A 26,739-nucleotide genomic window follows, 5' to 3' on the forward strand; every position below is an offset into this window, starting at 1 on the left:
ATGCGATTAAAATAGGAAAAGGTGCACTGTATGCACCTTGTATTTAGTAGAACGCATCTGAGTAAAAATATCAAGTTTAGAATATTGAGCGTTAGATTTGGTATTCAAGTTTGATATTGAGAGTTAAAAACCAGATGATTGCGCTTAATGTTTCTTGGTTAATATTGCAGTTCTGCTAATGGTTTTTTGTCAAAACTTAACGCCATCTGGCTGAGTTTACTTACTTTATTGATTAATAATACCGGGTGTTGGGCTGGCAAGAATGGTATCGGTTTGCGCTTGACGCATATTATCGAGCTTAGTCGCAATTGTTTCATCATGCAAGGCAAGTACCTGAATAGCAAGAAGGGCAGCGTTATAAGCACCAGCCGCACCAATCGCTAAGGTTCCAACAGCTACGCCTTTTGGCATTTGTACGATAGAAAGCAGGCTATCCCAACCACTGAGTATTGATGATTTTACAGGGACACCAAAGACAGGTAGCGGCGTTTGACTGGCACACATACCGGGCAGATGCGCGGCACCACCAGCCCCAGCGATAATCACCTGCAAGCCGTTGCCTTTAGCGCTTTTGGCATAATCAAACAATCTATCTGGGGTACGATGCGCTGACACCACTTCACATTCAAAGGCGATATCAAAGTCGGCAAGCAATTGCGCCGCGGCACTCATGGTTGCCCAATCAGACTGCGAGCCCATGATAATACCTACTTTTGGCTGACCAGCAGGAGAGGTGATTGGGCTGTTTTGCTCAACAGGGGTAACGGTAGCCGATGGGGTGCTCATGCTTTGATATCCTCAAAAGGACCATCATACAAAAGTTTTGCTGCCTTCGTAAAGCCAAGTTTGCTGTTTAATGGCAAAGCTGGCTAAATAACGCTGATTTTATACATTTATCTTTTTTTATGCCTTTATCTTTGGGTCTTCATCATGGCGATACTGTACGAAGTTATGGGCTTTAAGCGGTAATGGCTGCTCGGTATCCAGCTGATAGCAGGTTAAATAACCGCTATCAATCGCTGCCGAATAATCGGTACAAGCAACCTGCGGGCTAAGGGGTTGGGGCGGGCCTGTTAGCCAATAATGACCGACGAATACCGGTTTATGAGTTTTAAGGGCAAATTCGATATTTTCCGCTAGGGCATCGCTTGGAATTTGTGCCAATCCTGAGCTTGGCGCACGGGCAATTTCATGAATAGTGCGTTTGTTAAGCTCATCGAGCCACCAGCGCACGCGTACTTGCGAGCGCGCTGCGCCATCTTTATCGACCATGACTAAACCATCGGGTAACGCCGTTTCTACGCCTTTTAGCACGCGCTCAAGCGCTTCATAAGCAGGGCTATGCTTTTGCGCCGTGGCGACAACGGCGTCAGGCGTCAAGCAATTATCGGCAGTCAAAAGCGGCTTTAATACTGCCATGCTATCGACATCCCAGCAAGCGTGTACAAAGCAGGCGTATTCAGTTTCAAGCCACAAAGGAATCTCATAAAAGCGCTGCAACCAATATTGATGCGCTTCTGAGCCAAACGGTACTTCGGCTAAAAAGGTTTCATGCTGGCGCACATGAACATCGCTATGCGAGCGTAAATAGCGCTCAGGTTGCTCTGGGTCAAGCATGGCAAAGGTGAGCGCATTATATTCATGATTGCCCATCACCGCATCGGCAACGCCTGCGTCTAGCATAGCAAAGACTATCTCTAGCGAGGCTACTTGCTGTGGCCCACGGTCAATGAAATCACCAATAAATAGCGCCCGATGACCGGCTGGCGGTACAAAATGAGTGCCGTTATGAACATAGCCTAACTGCTTTAGCAGTCCGACCAGCTTGTCGGCATAACCGTGAATATCACCAATAACATCTATAATCATAATAATTATCAAATTCTTAAATATTTTATTAAATATAAGTTTGCGCAAGATACTAAGCAATACCAAGCGATCTAAATAGCGATACAAATGAAGCATTACTTGGCTATTTAAACTGCGTTAATGAACTAAGCTTTTATTTTTATTTGTTAATTTTACCACTGAGCTTTTTATGACTGGGTTTTAATAGCACCTCTAAAACCCAGGAGATAAGAGCGCATTTAAAAAGTGCGGTAGTACCTGAGGTTCTAAAATAATCGTCGCAATTACCCCAAACGCGCCGCCCCACATATGTGCCATATGATTGATATTAGAGCCACCACGTTTGTCCGCATAAATACTATAAGCGACGTAAGCGACCGCAAATAATATCGCTGGGATAGGGACAACGGCAAATAGATAAATCTTTTCCCATGGTGCTAACAGAATAAAAGCAAATAAGACCGCCGATACACCGCCTGACGCCCCTAGGCTTAAGTAGCTGGCACTATCTTTATGTTTAATATAGCTTGGAACCATCGCGACAACGATAGCCAATACATAAAAAACCACGAAACCATAACCGAATAAAAACGACTGATATAAGCCTTCGATCGCCCGACCAAAAAAGTATAGGGTAAACATATTAAACAGCAAATGCATCCCATCAGCATGAATAAAACCATGCGTCACAAAGCGATCCCATTGACCATTTTTCACCGCCGGCGGATAGAAAATAAGTCGATTAAACACGGCTTTGTTTTGCCATGCCAATAAACTGACAATAACGGTGATGATAATAATAAGCGTCGTATGGTTAAACAAAGGGGAATCCTTAGGCCGAGCCTGATAGATGGCAATGATATAAATCGTAACGCTTAAAGCCCAAGTGTCTTGGCTCAATAACAACTACTATTAATGATAATAACGCTAAAACGGTAAGCTAAAACGGTAAATAGCTACTAATATAAGTAGCCACTAAATATGAGTAATGATAAAGCATTCAGGCATGATATTAGCAATAATAACAGCGATGCCGAGGCAAAAAACCAATACACGACAAAATTGTGCTTTAATAATCGTTTATATTAAATAATATAACAGCGTAGCAGGCAGAATGAGTAATGCTTCGTATACTGACCGTAACGATTCACGACAGCATAAAGACCAAACCTAATAGTTAATAATAGACCTAAAAACTAATAATAAAGGTCTGGCAGTCGTTTAGGTTTATGGCATTAAGCGTTGTCAAATTCATTGTTATTCAATTTATAGTCATTTAAAAAGTAATGAAAGTTATAAATGATAGGCAATTTATATACCAATATTGCTTGTTACGCGTTCTGCTTCCTACAATTTTTAGAATATAAAGTTAAATTAAAAAAATACATCTCCGTTATACAACCTAAATCAACGCCGACAGAGGCAATAATTTATGAATATTATCGACCAATTAGAACAAACGGTGACCTCAGCGGTGTTGGGTGGCTATAGTAATGCCGACCATACTAATCAAACTGATAATAGTGTGTCCCATGTCAGCTTATTAGAGCAGTTTTATGCCATTTTGGCGGCGCGTTTGGCGTTGCCACAAGTTTACTCGCAGTTACTGCGTGATGATCAGCCGATTGCTAATGACAATATAATAGAGACGCCGTTATTTGAGCAATTATGGCAAGCACCGAACGCGCGCCAAGTTATTATTCAAGAGCTTGCGGCTACTCATCATATTGATGAGCTCACCACCAAAAAGCTTATTATGAATGCTGCACCGCTGGTTTATCGTGAGCTCAAAATAATGGCAAATGGGCAGTTCTTGCCGGCATTTTTGCAAAGCCAGCAACCTACATTTCGCCATTATCTGCCGATATGGGCGGCACCAGTGATTACCGCGGCGCAACATGCTGAGGATGAATTGTTTAATGCTCAAAGCACGCTAACTGAGATAGCTGCTACGCCTGTTTTATTAGATAAGTATGATGCCACTGAGGCAAGTAGGATAAATCCTTCTGCGAACTTGATAACAGAACCAAATATGGCAGCAGAACTTGCTAATGAAAGTTTTGATAACAGTCTAAGTACAGCGGCTATCGATACAGGTGCTATCCACGCCAATCCCGCAGCCCATCATCTAGAAGAAAACAGCAGCCTAAAACGAGAAAAAGTACGTACCCGCAACCAACGCAATGATTTATTGATTCGGGTGTTTCTATTGTTGGCGGCAATGGCAGCGATTGGGCTGGTATGGGCGTTTTTAATTAGGCCTAACAACGCACCGCCTGTAGAACCAGTGGTGACAGCGCCCACGGTCATACCGCCTGTCGCTGAGCCGCCAGCACAAGTATCAACGCCCGTTGCGCTTATCGTTGGCGTCGATAATGGCGGCAATCTATATACTTGTAGCGCCTCTGTCGGTGATACCGCGCTCCAAAGTACGCTGAAACAAGCGCTTAATAGTAGCTTCGGTGAGCAGGCGGCGATGTGTCAATTTACGGTGCAAGAAGGCGTGGCCAATAATATTGCCAATATGCCTATCGAGGCGCTACCCAATATTTTGACTTTATTAAGAGCGACTCCATTTGCTCGTTTACAGCTGCAAAATGACCGCATGACTTTGGAGGCGCCAGATAGTATGCAGCTGCAAAAATTGGCCACCGATATCCGTACTTTGGTACCGGCGATGATGGTTGATAGTACCGCGCCGCTACCATTGCCTAATAATGATGGCAGTATGGGAGCAGCTGATATGGCGGCTATGAATGGCGTAAATAATCAGTACGATGCGAATAACAATATTAACAGCAATAGTGACTACCAAGCAGCGGACGATGATACGGGGGATAGCGTGATGCCAGCGCCTAGCCGTAATAATGACTTCAATAATCCGCCGATGTATGACCAACCTAGCAATAATACTGCTATGAATAATGCGCCGATAAATAACGACCGCCCAGCATCAACGAGGCCACCGGGACCTTTCTCCGTATCGGAAGTCGATGATATGGCAAACAGTGTTATCGTGGCTGAGCCTGCCCAAGTTAGAAAATAGATAGAATATTTATAACAAACGCGTAGAAAATGAAAAGCTAAAAGGAGTGCGGTATAAATGATTGACGGCACTCTTTTTTTATTTGCCGCTAAATAAAGAGCATAAGAATAAAAAAGTATTATAGTGAATTAACTTTAAAAACAGATCTGGAAAAACAGATACAGTGCGACTGGGATGAATTTTTCGTAGCCTCTGTGATAGCAGCAAGCAAGGAAAATTTATACCAGTCGCACATAACTATTGACGCATCGTTTTTATTTTGAACTGACTATACCTGAAACAGTTAATGCAAATTTCTATTTAACTTATTAACCACATTGAAAATTAAGCGATTAGCTGTTCATATGTTAGTAATTTGTACTTTCTAAGCATTGCAGTTACGAGTAACAACCGAAACATTACTTATCGTAGCAATTGCACAACAGCCTGTCGATTGTGAACACATACTTAATACTTTTATAATAACAAAAGTTGAATCTAGTTATGGCTGCTATCTAATACTATTAACTTAATATTAATCGCATGAGCTTATATTAAATAGCAGCCATAAAATATCAATATCAACGCTCTACTTTTTGAGAATGCACGCTATATAAAACAAGCCATTTAAAATAACAATTCATTGAGGAATGACATTATGGATATTATCAGTCACTTAACGCGGACGGTCAGTCCAGCAGTGCTAGGAGATGACCGCACTCCTGCTAAGAAAAATTTACTTGAACAGTTTTATGCTATTTTTGCCGCGCGCCTAGCCGATAACGATACTTACAATCGTTTTGCTAATGAAAATATCGCCCGTGATGATCAAGGATTTTATGATCGGGTATGGACAGATGGCGCGCACCGTGACCAAATCGCTCGTGAGCTTGCTGGTAAACATAATGTTGACGCTACTGCTGCGCGCGGTTTAATTGCGATGGCCGCGCCACTGGCCTATCACGAAATCAAAAGCTTGGCAGGAACGACGCCTGTACCGCAGTTTTTAAATGACAATCTTGCCAGTTATCAACATCATATCCCGGTATGGGCAAGTATGGTTCTGCCTGCCGGTATGATTGCTGGGGCACCTGCTGGTGCTCGTCTATCTGATACGGTCAGCACTGACCCTATCCGCCGCGAAGAGGAAGAAAAAGGCAGCTTTATGAAAGCGCTGCTACCGATTATTGGACTGATTATCTTGGGGGCGTTGGCGTGGGCGCTACTACGAGGTTGCCAAGACAATCCTGAGCCAGTCGGCAAGCCTGTTGCTACCGAGCAGCAAGCCGTGAACGATGATGGGCAATCAGTGGTTGCCGCGGATATCGAACCTGCGTCATTGCGTATTGCGACTGGTGAAAACAGTGAGCTATACGCTTGCCGTATGAACGTTGGTAATGAGACGCTACAGGGCAATGTTATGGACGCTCTGACCGCCACATTTGGCGATGAAGCCAATAATTGCCGTGCGGATGTCGATGATAACTTCTCAATTGATATGCCTGCTGCCGCTCAGCTTGCGTCTATATTACCTATCGTCAAAAACGTACCGAATGCGAGCATGTTAATCAAAGGCGATACGATTACCGTTAATGCGCCTGACGCTGCGACATTAGATAAATTGGTTGCAGATTTACAAGCGGCTGCGCCTGCGATGACCGTCAAGCCAGAAGCGCCATTAGATGCCCAAGCTGAGATTGATAATAGCTTAACAGCATCTCAAGCGGCGATGGATAACCTTGGCCAAAATCCTGACCCGCAAGATGTGGCTCGTGCGCTCAGCCTACAGGTGGTGAACTTTGAAGTAGATAAAGCCGTGATTCCTGATGCCAATAAAGCGCTATTAGACCGCGCTGTAAAACTGATGGAACAAGTGCCAGATATGAAGTTGATGATTATTGGTCATACTGATAAAACTGCTGATGCGGCTTACAATATGAAGCTGTCAGAAGAGCGTGCACAATCTATGAAGGATTATTTGGTCACGCAAGGTGTTGATCCAAGTAAGCTGATGACTAAAGGTATGGGTGAGACCGATCCTATTGCTGAAAATGCCACTGAGCAAGGTCGTTTCCGTAACCGCCGTATTGAGTTTGTGGTCTATGATGAGACAGCAAATGCAAACGATGGCATGGCGATTAGTAACAGTGCCCTTGACCCAGACTTAAATCCATTAGACAGTGATAATGATGATCTCATGCCTGATGCTGATGATGCCAGTCGTGGTACGGCATTAGACCCACAAGCAAGTACCAGTAATTAGTATCATTTTAGACGCGCTTATGGATAACCAGTAAGCTTTAAGTGGAATTTGAATAGTAAAAAAACCGCATCTTGATAAGGTGCGGTTTTTTTATTTTGTTAAATTATCTTTGTTTTGTTAGCTGCATTATTTATAAGCAGTGGGGTCTTTTAAAACCGCTTGCACTTCTGTTTGAACAGGAAAGAAAGTCTGTAAGACATTGTTTTTTGCTTGTTGCCAATAATCAAACTGCTGGCATGTTGCCTCAAGGTCACCTTGCCAAACAGGTATCTGTCCACACATAGTCTTGATGCGTTTTTGGTCAGGATAGGGCAGCTCTTGTGCCGCTGCCGCAGCTTCGTGAGCAGCAACGCGGTCATTACAGACCAAGGCAATATCGCAGCCTGCTTCAATCGCCGCTTTGACACGGGCGCTAACATCGCCTGCAGCTTGTGCCCCTGCCATCGATAAATCATCAGAAAATAACACCCCATCAAAATTAAGCTGATCACGAATGATGTCTTTGAGCCAAATTTTTGAAAATCCGGCGGGTTTATTATCGACTTGGGAAAAAATCACATGCGCTGGCATTAAGGCATCAAGCCAAGGCAGTGTCTGTGCAAAAGGCTGCATATCACTATTGATAATCTCATCTAAGCTACGCGTATCAATGGCTTCTGCCACATGTGAATCAGGGGCGATGGCACCATGACCGGGAAAGTGCTTACCGGTGGTCGCCATACCGGCGTCTTTCATGCCGCGCATAAATTGGCTGGCTAGGGCAATAATCGCTTGCGGCTCATGATGAAAGCTACGGTCGCCGATAACTTGACTGATACCGTCTCTATCGAGCACGGGCGCAAAGCTCAAATCAATGCCGACTGCCAATACTTCGGCCGCCATCAAATAACCGCAGTCGTAAGCACGGCTAAGGGCGCGGCTAGGGTCTTGATTAAATAACTCACCAAGTCTGCCCATTGCAGGCAATGGGGTAAAACCGTTACGTAATCTAGCAACGCGCCCACCTTCTTGGTCAACGCCAATCAATATATCGGCATTGTGATAGCGTATATCGTCACATAAGGCGCGCACTTGCGCCGCGTCTGCCACATTACGGGCAAATAATATTACCCCGCCCACTTGTGCCTGTTTGATTAAACTGACATCTTCAGCAGTCAGTGCGGTACTATCGATATCAATCATTAAGACGCCGTACATTGCGTGATCCTTATTAGGCTATACCTTGTTATATTATCGTTTATGGTCAAAAAAACATTTAAGCTCACAAAAGCGCTAAGCCATGAGCTGCATGATTTATGGTCATTATTCGCTATCGCTGTTCATTGCCATGTTGGTTATATTATGACAGTTATTATAAGATGAGCATAATGTCGCGGCTTAATTGATTTAAAACATTCATGTTGATGAGCTATCTGGTATTTATTTAGTTAGAGCAATAAATAGGTTTGATAGAAAGTTCGTTCGTTGGCTCATAAGAGACAGCGCCATGGCGGGTAAGATTATTTATACAGTTTGAGACAGCAGCGTATTTATAGCCATGCTAGTATTGATTGATTTTTTAACGATAAAACTAAAATAACTATCATGTGTTTGCGCGCTTTTAATGCTAGCGTATCGCATGGTTTAATGGTAAATATAATACAGTTAAAAACAGTCAGATTTGTGGATAGCCGTTTATTAGATAACTTTTAATATGAATAACAACTAAGCATATTTTGCATACTTTTCACTTAAAATAATTAGGTATATATGATGAAAAAACAACCAGCACAGTGGTTACTCAGTGCAGCGTCAGTGGGTATCGCTGGTCTTATTCTTACCCAAAGCTATGGCACCGCAGTGGCAGATAGTAATACTGAAGGCTTTAAGGCCACCCCTGAGCAACAGGTCACCACCCGTCAGGTAGCGGCATTGCTGGATCGTAGTCACTATCTTAATCAGCCGCTCGATAGTGCAACGGGTAGTGAGATTCTATCCATGTATATCGATAGCCTTGATCCAAACCATACCTTGTTTTTGCAATCTGATGTCGATGAATTTAAGAAAAAATATGCCGATGAATTTGGTGCCCGCTTAAAGCGCGGCGACTTATCTGCTGGCGTAGAAGTTTTTGAGCGCTATCGTAAACGCTCTAATGAATACTTCGCGATGGCAAAGAAGCTGCTAAACACAAATCTTGATTTAACCAGTAAAGATAGCATTGTGCTTGACCGCGAAAAGCTCAGTCATTTTAAAACCAAAAAAGAGCAGCGTGATTATTGGACGCGTCAGTTAAAGTTTCAGCTGATGAGTATTACTTTGGGTCAAGAAGATGAGAAAGCAAAGGAAAAAGTCTTTTTAGACAATCCTGATATCACGCGCGGACAAGATTTGGTGCGTAATGATGAGCGCACGCCAAGTGAGATTTTGCTCAATCGTTTATCACGCCAGCAAGAGCAGTTTACCCGTCTAAAAAACGACGAAATCATGGAAACCATCTTGAATACGGCGATGCTGACTTATGATCCGCACAGTAATTATTATGCGCCGATTCAAGCCAATGAGCTGCAAATTCAGTCCAGCTTGCAATTAGAAGGCATTGGGGTTTCTATTCGCCCTGACCGTAAAAACCCAGATTATACTCGCATTGTGACCTTGGTTGACGGTGGTCCAGCGGCAAAGTCTGGTCAGATTAAACCTAATGATTTGATTATCGGTATCGCCAAAGACGGCGAAACCATGACCGATGTCGTTGGCTGGTCAACGCGTGAAATTGTCGGTTTGATTCGTGGTAAGCGCGGCACTTCGGTGACTATTAAAGTACGTCAACCAAATACCCCAGACGCTAGCGCCCGTAACGTAACCGTGGTTCGTGACATTATTCAACAAGAAGAATCTGGTGTCACTCAGCGCGTCGTCGAGGTTCAGCGTCCTAATATCGATAAAACGCCAAAACGTATCGGTGTGCTTGAGATACCAAGTTTTTATCTCAACTATCGCGCCCGTCGTAACGGCGAAGAGTACCGTAGCGTCAGTGTTGATACTGAAAAAGCCCTTAAAGAGTTGAATAAGAAAAATATCGACGGTCTAGTGGTTGATTTACGTAACAATCCAGGCGGCTCGCTCGATGAAGTTGCCAAGATGCTTGGCTTCTTTATCAAGAGCGGTCCATTGGTACAAATTCGCGACAATCGCGGCAATATCCAAGTCTATCGTGATGACGATGGCGGCGAGCAGTTATATGATGGCAAACTGGTCGTTATTACTAACTTAGCATCGGCATCTGCCAGTGAGATTTTTGCTGCAGCGATTCAGGATTATGGTCGTGGCCTAGTTGTCGGTAGTACAACGACGGGTAAAGGCTCTGCGCAAATTCAATTAGATAGTCTAGCATTGGGTTCAGCCACTTTAACGCAGCGTAAATTCTATCGTATCACCGGTGGTAGTACGCAAAATAAAGGCGTGGTACCTGATGTTGAATTGGTCAATATCTATGATGATGCGACCTTTGGCGAGCGCGCACAGAAAAAAGCCTTGCCGTGGGATACCATTAAAACCGCGCCTTATAAGCCTGAAGGTAAATTTTCTGCCAATACGTTAGCGACGCTAAACCAGCAATCAAAAATCCGTCAGCAGAAAAACCCGCAGTTTGTTTATCTATCAACGCTAAACGATATTCGCAATATGGAAGATGAGAAAAAACCAATTCCACTTGATATCAATAGCCGCCGCGCTAAGATGCAGCTGATAGAGAAGCGTTCATTGGAAGCTGAAAATAAGCGTCTTATCGCAACAGGTGAGCGTCCTTATGCCAATTGGAATACTTATCAAGCCGCGATGGATGCAAAATTTGAAGAGCGTAGTCAGATGAAAGAAAGTGAGCGCCCTGAGCTACCTGAAGACGAAGCCTTCATTAATGAAGCCGCTTATATCATGCTTAGCGCTGATGCAAAAGTACTCGCTAGCCCAGAAGAAAAGTTATAGTAAATAGTATCTTTTAGGCTATCTCTGTTGTCACTAAAAATGCGTGTAAGCATATGCTTACACGCATTGACGTTTAGACCTCTTACTAACCTTGGGTCAATCTGCGATTATAACTGTACGGCACGATTGAACGAAAAGGTTCATAGGTACTAGGGATTGGTATCTTAAAGGTCGCATCAGGGATAGGTGGTTTGCTGATTAGGGATGATAAGGCTGGAAGCCTGAACGTTATAAGATGCTCCGGGATTAAGTATCTAATAACATTAACATGGATGGTTAGTGATAAAAGCCGCATAATGCTTGTCGTTATGCGGCTTTGTTACGTCTGCAATCTTGATAATGCTTGTAAGGGTGCTTTTTTTAAAATTGCTTGTATTGCAAACATTGTATTAAAGGTAGTGCGAAAAAAAGGTCAGTAGATTGCTCTACTGACCTTTTTTAGTTAGACGACAACACTATCGTTCATAACTAAGTATTCGCCTAACTATGTTAACCATACTAACGATGGTACGCTAAGCTCAAAAAGAGATTAGTGCTCAACGCCACCAGCGCCATGGATATGGCCATGGTTTAATTCGTCTTCAGTTGCTGCACGTACTTCTTGGATTTCAACGTCAAACGTCAAACGCTTACCAGCCAATGGATGGTTTGCATCAACAGTCACTTCTTTGTCGTTTACATCAGTAACGGTCACTAGCATAACTTGACCGCCAGCTTCTGACTGAAACTGCATACCAGGCTGGATGTCCTCAACGCCTTGGAAGTTTTCACGTGGTACATGTTGTACCGCTTGTTCTTGATATTCGCCGTAACCATCAGCAGGCTCTACAACGGCATTGACTCTTTCGCCAGCAGATTTGCCTTCTAGTTGTTGCTCAAGACCTGGGATGATGTTGCTATGGCCATGCAAATAAGCAAGCGGTTGACCTTCTGGAGACTGGTCAAGGATGTTACCTTCGTCGTCTTTTAGAGTGTAGTTGAACTTGACGGCAGTGTCTTTTGCGATAGTAGTCATAAATTATCCTAAATATGTCGATATTAAAATTTAAATACGGTTGGAATAAACCTAAAAAAGCCAATCAGCCAGCCAAATAGCCACGTCATTAGTCAATTATCATCAGTTTATTAGGGTAACTTTAGCAGTTAGCATCTTTAATTGCGATGCCTCCTATCGGTTTCAAGGTTAAAAGCATAAAAAATGCCAATTAATCGGCGAATTAATGTAAATAAATATGATTTTTCTGATTTTTACGCTCTTTAGCGATTTCTTCTCTCTTTAATATAAGCAGCGTAAGGTTTGCCAGTTGCGTTTTTGCATAATGACTCCTACCATAGAGACGATCATAACAATAATAATAGTAACGAATAAATAGTAATGACTAACAATAGTGAAAATTATAAGGATAAGAAAAAATGATGACTGCATCTTCACAAGCTTTACCTACTAGTACTTTGAACCGCACTTTAAATCAGCAAGCCGCTCCTATCTCTTACCAATTCGACTTTACACGCTTTTTAGAGCATTTGGTCGACGTAGCGCTGACCTTTACCGCTGATACTGACGCGCCAAGTTTGTGGTTGCCAGCATGGATACCGGGTAGCTATTTAATGCGCGAATTTGCCCGTAATATTACCGCGGTTCACTATAAAATTTTAGATAGCCAAACTCTAAACAATCAAACATTAGATAGTCAACTCACGGACAATAATCAAAAAACAAACACGTACCGCGCGCAAAAAACAGATAAAAATACTTGGCAGCTGCCACAAGTGCGCGCAGGGCAGAGCATACATGTCCATTATGAAGTGTATTGTTATGATTTATCGGTACGTACTGCGTATGTCGACCAGCAGCGTTTATATGGCAATTTTACCTCGCTTGCTTTAGCGATTGAAGGACAAGAGCAAAAAGCGGTAGAGGTTGATTTAATCGTGCCAGCGGTATTTTTAGCCGACAAAGATGCCAGTCGTGTGCGCTTGGCCTGTGGACTTGAGGCAGTACAATCACAAGGTGATAAGCTGCGAATATATACTCTACAAGCAGACAGCTATCACGAGCTTATCGATTATCCGTTTGAGATTGCTGAACAAGATAGCTTTGATTTTATTATTCAAGATAATAGCCACCAGACGATTGGCCATCATTTTTATCTTGCCGGTAAGCATAGCGCCAATATGGGACGCTTGCAGCAAGACGTCACTCAAATCTGTCAAACCTATCTAGATTGGCTTGGCGATGCGCCATTTAATGATTACACTTTTATGACCTTTGCCAGTGGTCAGGATTACGGTGGTCTGGAGCATATCAACTCGACCAGTTTGATTACCCCGCGTCGCGATTTGCCCAATGCTGATGAGCCAAAAGTACCAAGTGCCGATTATCAGCGCTTTTTGGGCCTATGCAGCCATGAATACTTCCATGCATGGTGGGTGAAAACTGTCCGTCCAGATGTAATGTTGGATGTGGATTTGCGCCGCGAAGCCTTTACGCCATTGCTATGGGTGTTTGAAGGTTTTACCTCTTACATCGATGATTTTATGTTGCAAGCGTCAGGAGTCATCGATAAGGCAAGCTATCTTAAATTACTCACTGAACAAATCAATCGCTATTATCAAACCTCTGGGCGCGCGCATCAAAGCGTTGCCGAGTCGAGCTTTGATGCTTGGATTAAGCTGTATCGCAACGATGAAAACACTGGCAATGCAGGTATTAGCTACTATAATAAAGGCGCATTGGTAGCGTTATGCTTAGATTTAACCTTACTAGAAAAAAGCGCAGGTCGTTATCGTTTGTTTGATGTCGTCAAAGCCTTTTATAGTCAAGCAAAGCAAAAGGATAATAAGCGCATCGGTATCAGTAGTGCTGATATGGGGGCAGTTATCGGGCAGTTTATGCCATTAGCGGATTGGGAGGAGTTTGAGCGCCGTTATGTTAATGGCGTTGAAGAGCTGCCCCTAGAGGCGCTGCTCACAGCAAATGGTATTAAAATTTACCCTAATACCAAAGAGACTGCGGATAAACATGTGCCATGGGGCATGCGCTGTAGTGAGACGCCACTGGGTCTAAAGGTTAATCGCGTGACACGTGACAGTATCGCTGCTAAGGCTGGCATTTCAGCCCATGATGTCATTGTCGCAATCGATGGTATCAAAGCAGACACTAAGCAATTAGCAACGCTTAGTAAGGCCACGCGCGCTGTGGAATGCCATTTATTCCGCCGTGATGAGCTGATGACGGTGAAAGTTTTGCCTAAATCTGATTTCGCTGATAAAGACGCGCATGACGATAATGAAAAAGCATTTCCACATAGCGTCAGCTTACGTCTAGCAAGGGCTAGTACCGATTGCGAAGACGATGGTGAATATGCAGACTATGCAGACTATGCAAATACTGAAAACGCTTGGCTTAATGCGATAGCGCGCTATAAAAATTAATAGCTAGAGTAGCTAGACAGGTTAAAAGCGATTAGACATTTAGATATTAAAAAACCCTTGCTAAGTGACGCAGCTTAGCAAGGGTTTTATGTTTTTAAGGCTTAAATCGTTAGAGGCAAAAATTAGGTAAAAATGTTACTGCCCTAAATATTTAGCTTTAAGACTTAGTATCCTCTTTAATCTCTTTTTCATATCCAATAACGGCTTCAGCATCATCATTAACCATCGCTTTATTAGCTTTATTGGCTTTATGAGCCGTAATCCAATTTTGCATCAGCGCAATCTCAGGCTGCTGAGCATCGATAATGTCTTGGGCTAGCTTGCGCATCTCTTCATCCGTACCGTATTGAAGCTGTACTTTTGCCATATCTACTGCGCCAATATGATGCGGCAGCATACCGCGCGCAAAGGCCATATCAGCCTCAGGTTCGGCAATACCAAGCATCATATCACTATGCATGGTATTCATCCCTTTAGCATAAGCTGCTTGCATGGCCTCGGTATTGGGTTTGGGTTTGGGCGCATCAGGGTGGCTAGCCAGCCATTTATTCATGGTGTCGATTTCAATCTGCTGTGAGTCGATAATGTCTTGGGCAAGTTTGCGCATGGTCTCATCGGTCCCATACTTCAGCTCAATCTTTGCCATATCGACCGCGCCGCGATGATGACCGAGCATCCCTTTGGCAAAGGCGGTATCGGGATCGTTATAACCCATACCAACCATCATCTCATTATGCATACTGGTCATCGACTTCGTATAGTCTTTTAGCATATCCGTCATTTGTGCTTCTTCAACAACATCGCCACTCTCAGACATATCATGGCCAGCATGGGCGTCCATATCGTCAGCCGCTTCAGACGGCTCAGTCGTGGTTGTTATAGCTTCTTCTGACGGTGTTACCTCGGTATCCTCTATTTTTGGCTGGCAAGCACTCAGCAGCAATGCCGCAGAGATACTAGTGGCAAACAAGGTAAAACGACGAGAAGCAATCATGATATATCCTTACTATCAATAAAAAATAACGAACCAGATAAACAATAAGCAAGCTGCAGGCGCTATCCGCTACATTAAATACAGATTTCGCCCAAAGATAATATGGTTTTGTAGCTTAGCAGATAAACCTTGCTCATTCGAGACGCTATGTTTAACAAGTCGTAATATCTTTAACAAGCTCAACAGCAAAATCAATTAATAAGTACTTAAAAAGAGTAGAAGTGAACAAGCTATAAAGTTAAGCACCTAATCAATAACGTCTAATCAATAACGCCTAATTGCTGACAACGCTCACGACTTAAATGAATACGCACAAATTCACCAACGCCGAGCGACCCAAGCTCGAATCCGGCGACTGACCAGCGAATAAGACGCAAGCATGGCAAACCTACATGCGCGGTCATACGCCTGACTTGGCGATTTTTGCCTTCATAGATGGTCAGCATAAGCCATGAAGTCGGCACACTTTTGCGCTCACGAATAGGTGGGTCGCGTTGCCATAGCGCAATCGGTAAATCCGCTTCATCAACCAGTAGCGCCGTTGCCGGTAAGGTTTTGCCATCTTTTAACTGGACTCCAGCAGCCAATTGCTTTAGTTGGTCAGCACTTACCAGACCTTCTACTTGTACCAAATAGGTTTTACCTTGTTTTTGCTTATTTTGCGCAAAATTCTTGGCAGAGGGTGGCTGGGTAATGGCTTTATTAACCCGTCCGTCACTGGTCAAAATCAACAAGCCTTCTGAGGTGGCATCCAGTCGACCGGCGATACGTAGGGATTTATCGGTGAAATACTGTGATAGGGTACTGTGATCATTATTGCTGTCATCACGAAATTGACTTTGTACTCCGTAAGGCTTGTTGAATAAAATCAGGCTGGAGGTCGACATAAAATAGCGTTTCCCAAAGATAAAAAACTGAATGTAGGGTAGATAAAAGTAGTATTAAAAGAGCAAGTGCTTGCTAAAAAACGTGCAAGCTATGAGACTACTCTTATAACTATCGATAACCATGTTATGATTGTGGTATTTATCATAATGATAACTAAAAATGGCTCATGCAAAACAAAAATCATCAAGCACGCTTTATCTTAGTACAATGGCTAAGGCAGCTTGCGGTTTTTTGTATGACTTAATTCGCAAAATCTGAAAAATTTCATTCATTTTTTATAAAGTTTTTTTGTCATTTTACTTATTGTAATAACATCTGATTTTGTCGATAAATGACCAAGCAATTTTTGCAGTAGCTTTGATTTTTTCCATGATTATTAAAAATAAGTGTTAATCATATCATCAACAAGATCTTTAAATATTACTCTTAAAACTATTATACATCACCTCGCCAAGCATGTCGGCCTAGCTATATTCTACTGAGTACGTTCTGCTCAATATGTGCTGCTCAAATAATTAGCGTTTAACTCGCTACGCTGCTTAGCTAAAGCCAAAAGCAAAACATAAATAGCTAGCGAACATAACAGAATGCTAATGATGCCATGATGCTTGCGCTATCTACTATAAAAATACAATCAAGGAGTTTGACCCATGCCATATGAAAAGGTAATCGTCCCAAGAGACGGCGAAAAAGTAACCGTTAATGCTGATTTAACCCTAAACGTACCCAATCATCCGATTATTCCCTTTATCGAAGGCGATGGTATCGGTGTGGATATCACGCCAGTGATGATTAAAGTGGTTGATGCCGCGGTATCAAAAGCCTATCAAGGCAAAAAGTCCATCGTTTGGATGGAAGTATATTGCGGCGAAAAAGCCTCGAAAATTTATGATGGCGAATATCTACCGACCGAAACACTCGAAGTTCTGCGCGAATACGTGGTGAGTATCAAAGGTCCATTGACCACGCCAGTTGGCGGCGGTATGCGTTCGCTAAACGTCGCGCTACGTCAAGAGCTTGACCTATACGTCTGTCAGCGTCCAGTACGCTGGTTTGAAGGCGTGCCAAGCCCTGTGCATAGCCCAGAATTGACAGACATGGTGATTTTCCGTGAAAACTCAGAAGATATCTATGCGGGTATCGAGTGGAAAGCGGGCAGTGATGATGCCAAAAAAGTCATCAAGTTTTTGAAAGAAGAGATGGGCGTGACCAAAATCCGTTTTTCCGATGACTGCGGTATCGGTATTAAACCTGTCTCAAAAGAAGGCTCGCAGCGTTTGGTGCGTAAAGCCATCCAACATGCTATCGATAATGACTTACCAAGTGTCACCCTCGTGCACAAAGGTAATATTATGAAATTTACAGAAGGCGCGTTTAAAGAATGGGGCTATGAGCTTGCCGCTGAGCGTTTCGGTGCTGAATTGCTCGATGGCGGTCCTTGGATGACGATAAAAAATCCAAAAACCGGAAATGAGATTGTCATTAAAGACGTCATCGCTGATGCTTTCCTGCAGCAGATTCTCATGCGTCCTGCTGATTATTCCGTTATCGCAACGTTAAATTTAAACGGTGATTATATCTCTGATGCGCTGGCCGCAGAAGTAGGCGGTATCGGTATCGCACCGGGCGCCAATAAAGGCGGGTCAATCTCTGTTTATGAAGCAACTCACGGTACGGCACCAAAATATGCTGGTCAAGATAAAGTTAATCCAGGCTCATTGATTTTATCTGCTGAAATGATGCTACGCGATATGGGTTGGACAGAAGCTGCCGACCTTGTGATCGATGGTATCAAAGGGGCGATTAAAAACAAAACCGTCACTTATGACTTTGAGCGTTTGATGCCAGATGCTATTTTGCTCAGCAGCTCTGAGTTCGGTAAAGCCATTATTAAACATATGGATGCTTAACTGGCTAATAAGTTAAGAAACTTTGGTTAGCTGAGTTTTACCCAGTTATATTTTAAAAAGCCATCTACTGCAATCTAGGTGGCTTTTTTATGGTTATCTATTTATTTAGCCATAAAAAACACCCCAAAAGTCTAGACCTTTGGGGTGTTTGATTCATGCTGACTTAGCAACGTTTACTAAGTCAGTTTAGAGCCATCTATTCAGTTTAGAGCCAGTTACAACGAAGCAATCGTCTCGTTGAATAAAGTACTTGGGCGCATGGCTTTTTCAGCTAAAGCTTCATCTGCCAAATAGTAGCCTTTTAGATCCATAGGCTTACCTTGAACCGCATTCATCTGTTCAATGATAGCAGCTTCATTGCTTTCAAGCTTTTGTGCCAATGGCGCAAATTGTGCTTTTAGCTCGCTATTCTCATCTTGTGCTGCCAGCTCTTGAGCCCAGTACATAGCCAGATAGAAATGGCTACCACGGTTATCCAATTCGCCCGTTTTACGTGAAGGCGACTTGTCATTTAACAGCAGCGTTTCAGTAGCTCTATCAAGCGTATCGGCCAATACTTTAGCTTTGGCATTGCCATCGTTTTTAGCTAAATGCTCTAAAGACTCAGTCAAGGCTAAGAACTCACCGAGAGAATCCCAACGTAGATGGTTTTCTTCAAGCAATTGTTGTACATGCTTCGGTGCTGAACCACCTGCGCCTGTTTCAAACAAACCGCCGCCCTTCATTAGTGGGACAACTGACAGCATTTTAGCACTGGTACCCAATTCTAAAATCGGGAACAAGTCAGTTAGGTAATCACGTAAAATATTACCGGTAGCAGAAATGGTATCTAGACCACGAGCAACGCGCTCTAAGGTATAACGCATCGCACGAACTTGAGACATGATTTCGATATGTAGACCGTCAGTGTCATGATCTTTTAAGTAGGTTTGTACTTTTTTGATCAGCTCGTTCTCATGTGGACGGTAAGGGTCTAACCAAAAGATAACTGGCGTATCTGATTCGCGAGCGCGGCGTACGGCAAGCTTCACCCAATCTTGAATTGGCTCGTCTTTGACCTGACACATGCGCCAGATATCACCTTTTTCAACACGCTGCTCAAGCAATACTTCATTAGTTTCTTCGTCAACGATACGAGCTATGCCCGAATCGCTTGCTTCGAAGGTTTTATCGTGCGAACCATACTCTTCTGCTTTTTGCGCCATCAAGCCAACGTTAGGTACGGTACCCATCGTGGTTGGGTCAAAGTTGCCATGCCATTTACAGAAGTTAATCATTTCTTGATAAATGCGCGCAAAAGTAGACTCAGGCATGACTGCTTTACAGTCATACATTTTGCCATCAGCGCCCCACATTTTACCGCCTGAACGGATCATAGCAGGCATAGAAGCATCGACAATCACATCACTTGGTGAATGGAAGTTGGTGATACCTTTTGATGAATCAACCATCGCTAGACGTGGACGATGTACTTGGCAAGCATGTAAATCGCGCTCAATCTCTTCACGTAAGCTGGCTGGCAATTCAGCAATTTTTTCGTACAAACTTGCCATGCCGTTATTGACGTTAATACCTAACTCGTCAAATAACGCGCCATGTTTATTAAAGGCATCTTTATAGTAGGTTTTAACTGCGTGTCCAAAGACAATAGGATGCGAGACCTTCATCATGGTGGCTTTTACGTGTAGTGAAAATAAGATACCGGCTTCACGGCAATCTTCCATTTCACGCTCATAAAATTCAAGCAGCGCTTTTTTGCTCATAAACATCAAGTCGATGACTTCTTTATCAAGCAAAGCAATACCTGATTTGAAGACATTAACCGTGCCGTCTTCAGCCACGCGCTCCATACGTACGGTGCGGGCTTTATCTAAGGTAATCGATTGTTCGCCGTCATAGAAGTCGCCACTGTGCATGTGTGAAACGTGCGTTTGTGACCATTGCTTCCACTCACCCATAGAATGCGGGTGCTTGCGGGCGTAGTTTTTCACTGCTTTTGGCGCACGGCGATCTGAGTTACCCTCACGTATGACAGGGTTTACAGAGCTGCCTAGGCTTTTGCCATAGCGACGACGGATTTCTTCTTCTTCTTCCGTTTGTGGCTCATCTGGAAAGTCAGGAATCGCGTAGCCTTTGCTTTGTATCTCTTTAATTGCCGCTTTTAATTGCCCCACAGAGGCACTGATATTTGGCAATTTGATGATATTGGCGTTTGGATCTTGGGTTAATTGACCAAGCGCAGCTAAGTTATTAGGAACGCGCTGCTCTTCCGTTAAATATTCCGGAAATTCAGCCAACACACGCGCCGCAACAGAGATATCACTGGTTTCGACTTCGATGCCTGCTGTTTGGGTAAATGCTTTTACAATAGGCAAGAATGATAAGGTTGCAAGCGCTGGGGCTTCGTCAGTTTTTGTATAAATAATTTTTGACATGTTAGTAGAGTATTCCTTGTTGTCATTAATGAGGCCAATAAAGCTGAGGTATTATTTAACAGCTCTATACAGCCTGCATACAATAATGGGCTACGGGTTGGTTCAAATACATCAAGTGTCGTCGTTTATTGCCATTCTAGAGTGTCAAGACTGCTAGAAAAATCTTTCATAAGCAGTGACTGACCTTTCTTAGGTAGGCCTTTGTTAAAAAGTCGCTGTAGCAAGCACTTATTTTATTAAAGGTCATTATTCAAAGGTCATCTTGACCATTTACTTCAAAGCTCTCAGACTAAAATGGTCTGAGAATGTATGACTGACGCCATATTATAGTCGATCCACTATAAATTCGATATGATGTCAATCTTGTACATTGAACTAAGTATACTATTTTCGCTCATATCCTATGTATCTGAATTATATTAAGCTAGTAATAGCCTTATTCTACCAGTCATCAGCGTCGATATCATCTTTTGCAGACAATTTGCACGCTTTTAATACTATTTTCTGCACACATGAGCTTATTTCTGCAACAATGGACTTGTTATAGTGATTATTCTCCAATAAAACAGTTCTTTAAAGCAGCCGTTTTTTAGCGTTTATCGCAGCCCAAACCAAATCTGTACTTAAGCTTAATTTTCAGCCATAAAAATAAAACAGTCATTAACAAACAAGCCATTTGGTCAGCTGCTTTGCTGACAATGGCTTTTTTTGTGCTGCTTTTTTTAAAACTTTTCGATAAAGGTGTTTCGACAAGGGTGTTTTAAGAGGACGTTTTAAACATAAAAAAAGTGCTTTTATTTTGGCGATTGGATAAATTGCTGAGTTTTTGCAAATTGTGACAGCAAAAGCATGGTAGTTTGATAGGCTAAACGCTAAAGAAAAATGGTCTAAGAAATAGCAGGGTGAGAGTGTGGTGATGATGAATTTGCAATATGCGTTACTCAGCGATAGCAGCTGGCAGCAATTGACCAACTGGCAGACACCAGATACGCCTTTTATGTCGTTTGAGTTTTGGCAGGCGCTGAGTGATACTGGCGCAATCGGCGAAAAAGCAGGCTGGTTGCCGATTTATATCTTAATTCATCGCCCAAACGATATAGATGGTGATGCAACTGAGGAAGCCCTAACTTCATCAAAGCCAACTTCGACCAAGCTATCCTCATCAAAGCTATCTTCAGAACAAATAGGCCAACCGATTGCAGTCATGCCTGTTTTTATCAAAGGTCACCATCAAGGCGAGTTTGTCTTTGACCATGCGTGGGCACAAGCCTATGCACAGTATGGGCTAGATTATTATCCGCGTTTGGTGACCAGCGCACCTTATACACCCATTACTGGGCAACGTTTATGGCTAGCAGAGGGTGAGGTGCTAAATGCTGATATTTTAAAGGCAGCTATCGCAGGGGTTGACGATATCGCTCAGCAAGTAGAACCCTCTGGCTGGCATGGCTTGTTTGTCACGCCTGAGATGGCGGCTATCGCTCATGCAGCGCTGCCGACTGATATTGATATAGAAATGGCGCTTAACAGTCAAGCAAATGGGATAGCGACAAAACCGATTGAGTTACCGATATTGGAGCGCCAAGGCTGCCAGTTTTTATGGCAAAATAAGCATTTATTTGAAGGTAGTCAGCCATTTGCCGACTTTGAGGGGTTTTTGGCCACATTAAAAGCCAAAAAACGTAAAACCATTCGTGCGGAGCGGCGCAAAGTCGCCGAGCAAGGTATTGTATGTCAGCGCAAATGCGGTGATGCTATCACTGAGGCAGATTGGCAGACGTTTTATCGTTGTTATGTAATGACCTACGCCGTGCGCGGGCAGCAGCCTTATCTCACACTAGACTTTTTCAAGAGATTGGCAGCTACCATGCCTAAGCATTTGATGCTCGCGCAAGCGCTTGATGCCAATGCTGATATTATCGCCAGCAGTTTATTTTTATACGATAAGCCTGATAGTAAAAATGCAACGCTGTATGGTCGTTATTGGGGCGCGCTTGGTGAGTATGATAGCCTGCACTTTGAGCTGTGTTATTATCAAGGTATCGAGTTCGCTATCGAGCAAGGTTTCACCTATTTTGACCCAGGCACCCAAGGTGAGCATAAATTAATTCGTGGTTTTATTCCGACCAAGACTCATTCGTTGCATCGTATTTATGATGCGCGTTTTGTCCCAGCGATTAGCGATTTTTGTGCCAAAGACCGCATGCATATGGCGCAATATCGAGAGCAAGCCTTTGCAGCATTGCCCTTTAATATTGATAATATGCCGACGTTTAATGACAGTGGTTTTTGATAACACTAATTAATGCACAATAAATCTTCTTTGGTAATCTCTACTCAATAACTTTCTATCTAATACTTTCCTATCAGCCATAAACTATGACCTCTAATCTTTGTTGTTCTGACCCGTTATCGCCTCCCAGTGAGCTATTAGATTTTCTCAATACGGAAGGTTCGCTCACTGCTATGCTGGAGGTAAAAGCGGGGCAGCCATTACGTGTCAAGCGTAGCTTTGAGGGTTATCGGTTATTGTCCTTGGCGCAAAAAAAGCAATTGGGTGTAAAAGGCGCGGCGCTGAGCCGTCCATTACTAGCGTGGGTACGCGAGGCGCAGTTATATGGCAATGATGAGCAGCCATGGGTGCAAGCACAAAGTATTTTCCCGCTAGCAAGTTTAAAAGGGCGCGCTCGCCGTTTACAGCAGTTGAAAAGCACGCCGATTGGCTATGTGTTATTTAAGCGCAGTCGCACCTTGCCCAATCAACGTTCTATCGAAAAAACGGCAGAGGGCTGGCAACGGCAGACGCTGTATGATTGGTATGGGCGCAAAATACTAATTAGTGAGACTTTTTTAGCAGCGTTTTTGTCTAGTGATGCTTGATGTCGATGCATGCATTAACTAATGTATCAATAAATAAAACAGTTACCTTACGAGTGGCTGTTTTTTTATGGGCGACAAATAATTATTTGACTAACAACTCAAGCAAGACTTAGAAATTAGAAATATAAAACAATGATTTTATTGCGCATTTATTTGCTTGATAACCTCATTATGGCGTCATTTAAATCCTTCAGCTTTCCGTGAGGTTTTTTTGCGCTCACAGTACAAATTTTCATGTTACACTTAATCTTTAGCGATGATATCGATGCCTTTATCGTTCGATTTTATTGCCAATTTGGACAAGTTAATAACAGGTTAATTGCCTTTGCTTGCCCATTTTCACCTCCTTTTATTACTCGCCTCTTTTCAATGAGCACCACCATTAACGATAGCCACTACCTAGGACATCACTATGTTTAAAGATATTTCTATCAAAGAGTTTGATCCAGTACTTGCTGAAGCCATGGCCGCTGAAAGCGTTCGTCAAGAAAACCACATCGAGCTTATCGCTTCAGAAAACTACTGCTCACAAGCAGTGATGGAAGCACAAGGCACTGACCTAACCAATAAATACGCTGAAGGCTATCCTGGTAAGCGTTATTACGGTGGTTGTGAGCACGTCGATGTGGTTGAGCAATTGGCCATTGATCGTGCAAAAGAGTTGTTTGGTGCTGAGTACGTCAACGTCCAGCCACACTCAGGTAGCCAAGCAAACTCTGCTGTTTTCTTAGCATTATTAGACGCCAATGACACCGTGCTAGGCATGAGCCTAGACGCAGGTGGTCACTTGACGCATGGCGCGCATATCAACTTCTCAGGTCTAAACTATAACGCCGTACAGTATGGTTTGGTTGAAGAAACTGGCCTTATCGATTATGACCAAGTTGATGCTCTTGCGCGTGAGCATAAGCCAAAGATGATTATTGCTGGTTTCTCAGCATATTCACAAGTCGTTGATTGGCAGCGTTTCCGTGACATCGCTGATGAAGTTGGCGCGTATTTGCTTGTTGATATGGCACACGTTGCTGGTTTGGTCGCTGGCGGTGTTTACCCAAGCCCAGTACCATTTGCTGATGTGGTCACGACTACAACGCACAAAACCCTACGTGGCCCACGCTCAGGTATGATTTTGGCTCGTGATGAGAAGCTTGCGAAAAAGTTAAACTCTGCGGTATTCCCAGGTAACCAAGGCGGTCCGTTGATGCACGTCATCGCGGCAAAAGCGGTTTGCTTTAAAGAAGCATTAGAAGATAACTTCAAAACTTATCAGCAGCAAGTGGTTAAAAACGCCCAAGCGATGGCAAAAGTCATCCAAGATCGCGGTTATGAAATCATCTCTGGCGGTACTGAAAACCATCTCATGCTGATCAGCCTAGTCAAGCAAGACATGACCGGTAAAGAAGCGGATAAATGGTTGGGTGATGCGCACATCACGGTTAATAAAAACGCCGTACCAAACGATCCAAAATCTCCATTTGTGACTTCTGGTATCCGTATCGGTACGCCAGCGATTACTACTCGCGGCTTTAACGAAGCGCAAGCAAGTGATTTGGCAGGTTGGATTTGTGACGTATTAGATAGCCGTGGCGATGAAAAAGTCGCTGCTGAAGTACGCGGTAAAGTTGAAGCTATCTGTAAAGAGCTTCCTGTTTATGCTAAAAATCAGTAAGTTTTAATTCATTAGTTTTATAATTTAGAGATAAAAAAACCGCTTAGCTTTTGCTAGGCGGTTTTTTGTTTTACAGCTGATTTCAATCAGGGTTTAACTTTATCAAATCACATAAACGGCAATTTGGTAAATATCTGCAAGATAGTAGCGTTAACGATATCGACAAAGAAAGCACCAACCATGGGCACAATCAAAAACGCCTTATGTGATGGCAAGTAGCGATCGGTGACCGCCTGCATATTGGCAATCGCCGTCGGCGTTGCGCCCATACCAAAACCACAATGTCCCGCTGATAGTACGGCAGCATCATAGTCTTTACCCATAACCTTAAAGGTAATAAAGTAAGCATAACCAATCATCAGTAGCGTCTGCACCAGTAAGATAATTAATACCGGTCCTGCGAGGTCAGTCAACTGCCAAAGTTTCAATGACAATAGCGCCATCGCTAAGAACAAACTCAAAGAAGCGTTACCAATGACGTCGATAGCACGGTCAAACATATCAAAATTGAATACCATGGTTAAGGTATTACGTAGAATCACACCGCCAGCCAGCGCCCATACAAAGGTAGGTAGCTCAAACCACGTATCTTGCGCCAACAAAGTCATGATGTCAGCGAAAGCCAATGCCGCGGCAAATAATGCCAAGGATTCAATGGTAGAGGAGGCGGTGATAAGACGAATGTTATCAGGCTTCTCAAACATCTCCTTATTAGCATGCACTTCCTCTTCGTTATGCTTGGTGCTATAGAGTGATTGCTCGCCGGCAAGTCGTTCAACCTCACTCGGATTTGGATTAGCCGCCGCTGGTTTTAAACCAAGTTTTTTAATCAAATGACGGGCAACCGGACCACCGATGACGCCACCTGCAACCAAACCATAAGTGGCGACCGCGATTCCAAGTGTCGTGGCACCAACCACACCATACTGCTCTTCTAGAGTAATGCCCCAAGCGCCTGCTGTACCGTGTCCACCTGTTAGGGCAATTGAACCTGTTACCAAGCCGAGGAGTGGGTCAAGTCCAAGCACACTTGCCATCGCCACGCCCACGACATCTTGTAAGATGATAAACACCGATACCACGATGGTGAAAATCAATAGTGGCGAGCCACCTGCCTTTAGCCTACTAAAATCAGCGCTGAGTCCGATAGAGGCAAAAAACATCAGCATGGTTGCGGTTTGCAGTCCTTGATGAAAGTTAAAGCTATAACCCCAAAAGATATTAAGAATGTAAACGATAATCGCTGCAACCAAACCACCGGCCACTGGCTCTGGAATATTAAAGTCTTCTAGAAATTTAATCCGTTTGACTAAAAAGCGTCCAAGCAAGAGCACTAAGGTGGCCAATATCAAGGTGTAGTAGCCGTTGAGGGTGATTTCCATAGGTTAATCCTTTCTATAAATATAAATTAACCTAAATTCGGGATAAA

General features: G+C 43.3%; 17 protein-coding genes. 8 read left to right on the forward strand and 9 right to left on the reverse strand.

The features are described from left to right. Positions 1–225 precede the first annotated feature (225 nt). The 3 genes from purE to PG901_RS09375 form a co-directional block, all read right to left on the reverse strand. Positions 226–786, reverse strand: a complete 561-nt coding sequence (purE, locus tag PG901_RS09365; RefSeq protein WP_201624708.1) for a 5-(carboxyamino)imidazole ribonucleotide mutase — start codon at positions 784–786, stop codon at positions 226–228. A gap of 117 nt (positions 787–903) precedes the next feature. Beyond that, positions 904–1,869, reverse strand: coding sequence for a metallophosphoesterase (locus PG901_RS09370; protein WP_201624709.1), 966 nt, complete (start codon positions 1,867–1,869; stop codon positions 904–906). Positions 1,870–2,061: 192 nt separating this feature from the next. Then, entirely contained in the window at positions 2,062–2,670 is a 609-nt protein-coding gene (locus PG901_RS09375; protein WP_201562339.1) for a rhomboid family intramembrane serine protease, read from the reverse strand. Between the two features lie 610 nt (positions 2,671–3,280). Here PG901_RS09375 and PG901_RS09380 point away from each other — a divergent pair. Next, positions 3,281–4,894, forward strand: a complete 1,614-nt coding sequence (locus PG901_RS09380; RefSeq protein ID WP_201624710.1) for a hypothetical protein — start codon at positions 3,281–3,283, stop codon at positions 4,892–4,894. 637 nt (positions 4,895–5,531) lie between these two features. Beyond that, positions 5,532–7,136: an OmpA family protein gene (locus PG901_RS09385; protein WP_201624711.1), complete on the forward strand. Its 1,605-nt coding sequence runs from the start codon at positions 5,532–5,534 to the stop codon at positions 7,134–7,136. 126 nt (positions 7,137–7,262) lie between these two features. Here the strand turns inward: PG901_RS09385 and nagZ are convergent, their stop codons facing one another. After that, on the reverse strand, positions 7,263–8,333 hold the full coding sequence (gene nagZ, locus PG901_RS09390) for a beta-N-acetylhexosaminidase (RefSeq protein ID WP_201624712.1): 1,071 nt from the start codon (positions 8,331–8,333) through the stop codon (positions 7,263–7,265). A gap of 555 nt (positions 8,334–8,888) precedes the next feature. Here nagZ and PG901_RS09395 point away from each other — a divergent pair. Further along, positions 8,889–11,099 carry a carboxy terminal-processing peptidase gene (locus tag PG901_RS09395; protein ID WP_201624713.1) on the forward strand — a complete coding sequence of 737 codons (2,211 nt, stop codon included), beginning with the start codon at positions 8,889–8,891 and terminating at the stop codon, positions 11,097–11,099. A gap of 529 nt (positions 11,100–11,628) precedes the next feature. On the opposite strand, the gene PG901_RS09400 is transcribed toward PG901_RS09395, so the two are convergent. Beyond that, on the reverse strand, positions 11,629–12,114 hold the full coding sequence (locus PG901_RS09400) for an FKBP-type peptidyl-prolyl cis-trans isomerase (RefSeq protein ID WP_149490575.1): 486 nt from the start codon (positions 12,112–12,114) through the stop codon (positions 11,629–11,631). Between the two features lie 401 nt (positions 12,115–12,515). Here PG901_RS09400 and PG901_RS09405 point away from each other — a divergent pair, with 401 nt between their 5' ends. Then, a complete protein-coding gene (locus PG901_RS09405; protein ID WP_413786592.1) occupies positions 12,516–14,534 on the forward strand; it encodes a M61 family metallopeptidase in 2,019 nt (672 codons plus the stop codon). A gap of 157 nt (positions 14,535–14,691) precedes the next feature. Here PG901_RS09405 and copM read toward each other — a convergent pair whose 3' ends face one another. Together copM and PG901_RS09415 are read right to left on the reverse strand one after the other, a co-directional pair. Further along, entirely contained in the window at positions 14,692–15,528 is an 837-nt protein-coding gene (gene copM, locus PG901_RS09410; RefSeq protein WP_201624715.1) for a CopM family metallochaperone, read from the reverse strand. Between the two features lie 260 nt (positions 15,529–15,788). After that, on the reverse strand, positions 15,789–16,415 hold the full coding sequence (locus PG901_RS09415; protein ID WP_201624716.1) for a pseudouridine synthase: 627 nt from the start codon (positions 16,413–16,415) through the stop codon (positions 15,789–15,791). 651 nt (positions 16,416–17,066) lie between these two features. On the opposite strand from PG901_RS09415, the gene icd reads away from it, so the two are divergent. Then, positions 17,067–18,326, forward strand: coding sequence for an NADP-dependent isocitrate dehydrogenase (gene icd, locus PG901_RS09420; protein ID WP_201624717.1), 1,260 nt, complete (start codon positions 17,067–17,069; stop codon positions 18,324–18,326). Between the two features lie 215 nt (positions 18,327–18,541). Here icd and PG901_RS09425 read toward each other — a convergent pair whose 3' ends face one another. Further along, positions 18,542–20,761 carry an NADP-dependent isocitrate dehydrogenase gene (locus PG901_RS09425; RefSeq protein ID WP_201624718.1) on the reverse strand — a complete coding sequence of 740 codons (2,220 nt, stop codon included), beginning with the start codon at positions 20,759–20,761 and terminating at the stop codon, positions 18,542–18,544. 919 nt (positions 20,762–21,680) lie between these two features. Here PG901_RS09425 and PG901_RS09430 point away from each other — a divergent pair. The 3 genes from PG901_RS09430 to glyA all read left to right on the forward strand — a co-directional run bounded on the left by PG901_RS09430 (position 21,681) and on the right by glyA (position 25,310). Beyond that, positions 21,681–23,054 carry a GNAT family N-acetyltransferase gene (locus tag PG901_RS09430; RefSeq protein ID WP_201624756.1) on the forward strand — a complete coding sequence of 458 codons (1,374 nt, stop codon included), beginning with the start codon at positions 21,681–21,683 and terminating at the stop codon, positions 23,052–23,054. An 86-nt stretch (positions 23,055–23,140) separates the two neighbouring features. After that, entirely contained in the window at positions 23,141–23,641 is a 501-nt protein-coding gene (locus PG901_RS09435) for a chorismate--pyruvate lyase family protein (RefSeq protein ID WP_201624719.1), read from the forward strand. A gap of 412 nt (positions 23,642–24,053) precedes the next feature. Then, complete coding sequence (gene glyA, locus PG901_RS09440) at positions 24,054–25,310, forward strand: serine hydroxymethyltransferase (protein WP_201624720.1); 1,257 nt, start codon at positions 24,054–24,056, stop codon at positions 25,308–25,310. A gap of 107 nt (positions 25,311–25,417) precedes the next feature. On the opposite strand, the gene gltS is transcribed toward glyA, so the two are convergent. Next, the gene (gene gltS, locus PG901_RS09445; RefSeq protein WP_201624721.1) at positions 25,418–26,692 is read right to left on the reverse strand and encodes a sodium/glutamate symporter; all 1,275 of its coding nucleotides are present in this window, start codon (positions 26,690–26,692) and stop codon (positions 25,418–25,420) included. Positions 26,693–26,739: the final 47 nt, after the last annotated feature.

The organism is Psychrobacter sp. ANT_H3, assembly GCF_027919975.1.
Classification (GTDB): domain Bacteria; phylum Pseudomonadota; class Gammaproteobacteria; order Pseudomonadales; family Moraxellaceae; genus Psychrobacter; species Psychrobacter maritimus.

Excerpts from the sequence above, each read along its gene's own strand:
- purE (WP_201624708.1), bottom strand. The coding sequence starts at position 786 with ATGAGCACCCCATCGGCTACCGTTACCCCTGTTGAGCAAAACAGCCCA.
- PG901_RS09370 (WP_201624709.1), bottom strand. The coding sequence starts at position 1,869 with ATGATTATAGATGTTATTGGTGATATTCACGGTTATGCCGACAAGCTG.
- PG901_RS09380 (WP_201624710.1), top strand. The coding sequence starts at position 3,281 with ATGAATATTATCGACCAATTAGAACAAACGGTGACCTCAGCGGTGTTG.
- PG901_RS09385 (WP_201624711.1), top strand. The coding sequence starts at position 5,532 with ATGGATATTATCAGTCACTTAACGCGGACGGTCAGTCCAGCAGTGCTA.
- nagZ (WP_201624712.1), bottom strand. The coding sequence starts at position 8,333 with ATGTACGGCGTCTTAATGATTGATATCGATAGTACCGCACTGACTGCT.
- PG901_RS09395 (WP_201624713.1), top strand. The coding sequence starts at position 8,889 with ATGAAAAAACAACCAGCACAGTGGTTACTCAGTGCAGCGTCAGTGGGT.
- PG901_RS09400 (WP_149490575.1), bottom strand. The coding sequence starts at position 12,114 with ATGACTACTATCGCAAAAGACACTGCCGTCAAGTTCAACTACACTCTA.
- PG901_RS09405 (WP_413786592.1), top strand. The coding sequence starts at position 12,516 with ATGACTGCATCTTCACAAGCTTTACCTACTAGTACTTTGAACCGCACT.
- copM (WP_201624715.1), bottom strand. The coding sequence starts at position 15,528 with ATGATTGCTTCTCGTCGTTTTACCTTGTTTGCCACTAGTATCTCTGCG.
- PG901_RS09415 (WP_201624716.1), bottom strand. The coding sequence starts at position 16,415 with ATGTCGACCTCCAGCCTGATTTTATTCAACAAGCCTTACGGAGTACAA.
- icd (WP_201624717.1), top strand. The coding sequence starts at position 17,067 with ATGCCATATGAAAAGGTAATCGTCCCAAGAGACGGCGAAAAAGTAACC.
- PG901_RS09425 (WP_201624718.1), bottom strand. The coding sequence starts at position 20,761 with ATGTCAAAAATTATTTATACAAAAACTGACGAAGCCCCAGCGCTTGCA.
- PG901_RS09430 (WP_201624756.1), top strand. The coding sequence starts at position 21,681 with ATGAATTTGCAATATGCGTTACTCAGCGATAGCAGCTGGCAGCAATTG.
- PG901_RS09435 (WP_201624719.1), top strand. The coding sequence starts at position 23,141 with ATGACCTCTAATCTTTGTTGTTCTGACCCGTTATCGCCTCCCAGTGAG.
- glyA (WP_201624720.1), top strand. The coding sequence starts at position 24,054 with ATGTTTAAAGATATTTCTATCAAAGAGTTTGATCCAGTACTTGCTGAA.
- gltS (WP_201624721.1), bottom strand. The coding sequence starts at position 26,692 with ATGGAAATCACCCTCAACGGCTACTACACCTTGATATTGGCCACCTTA.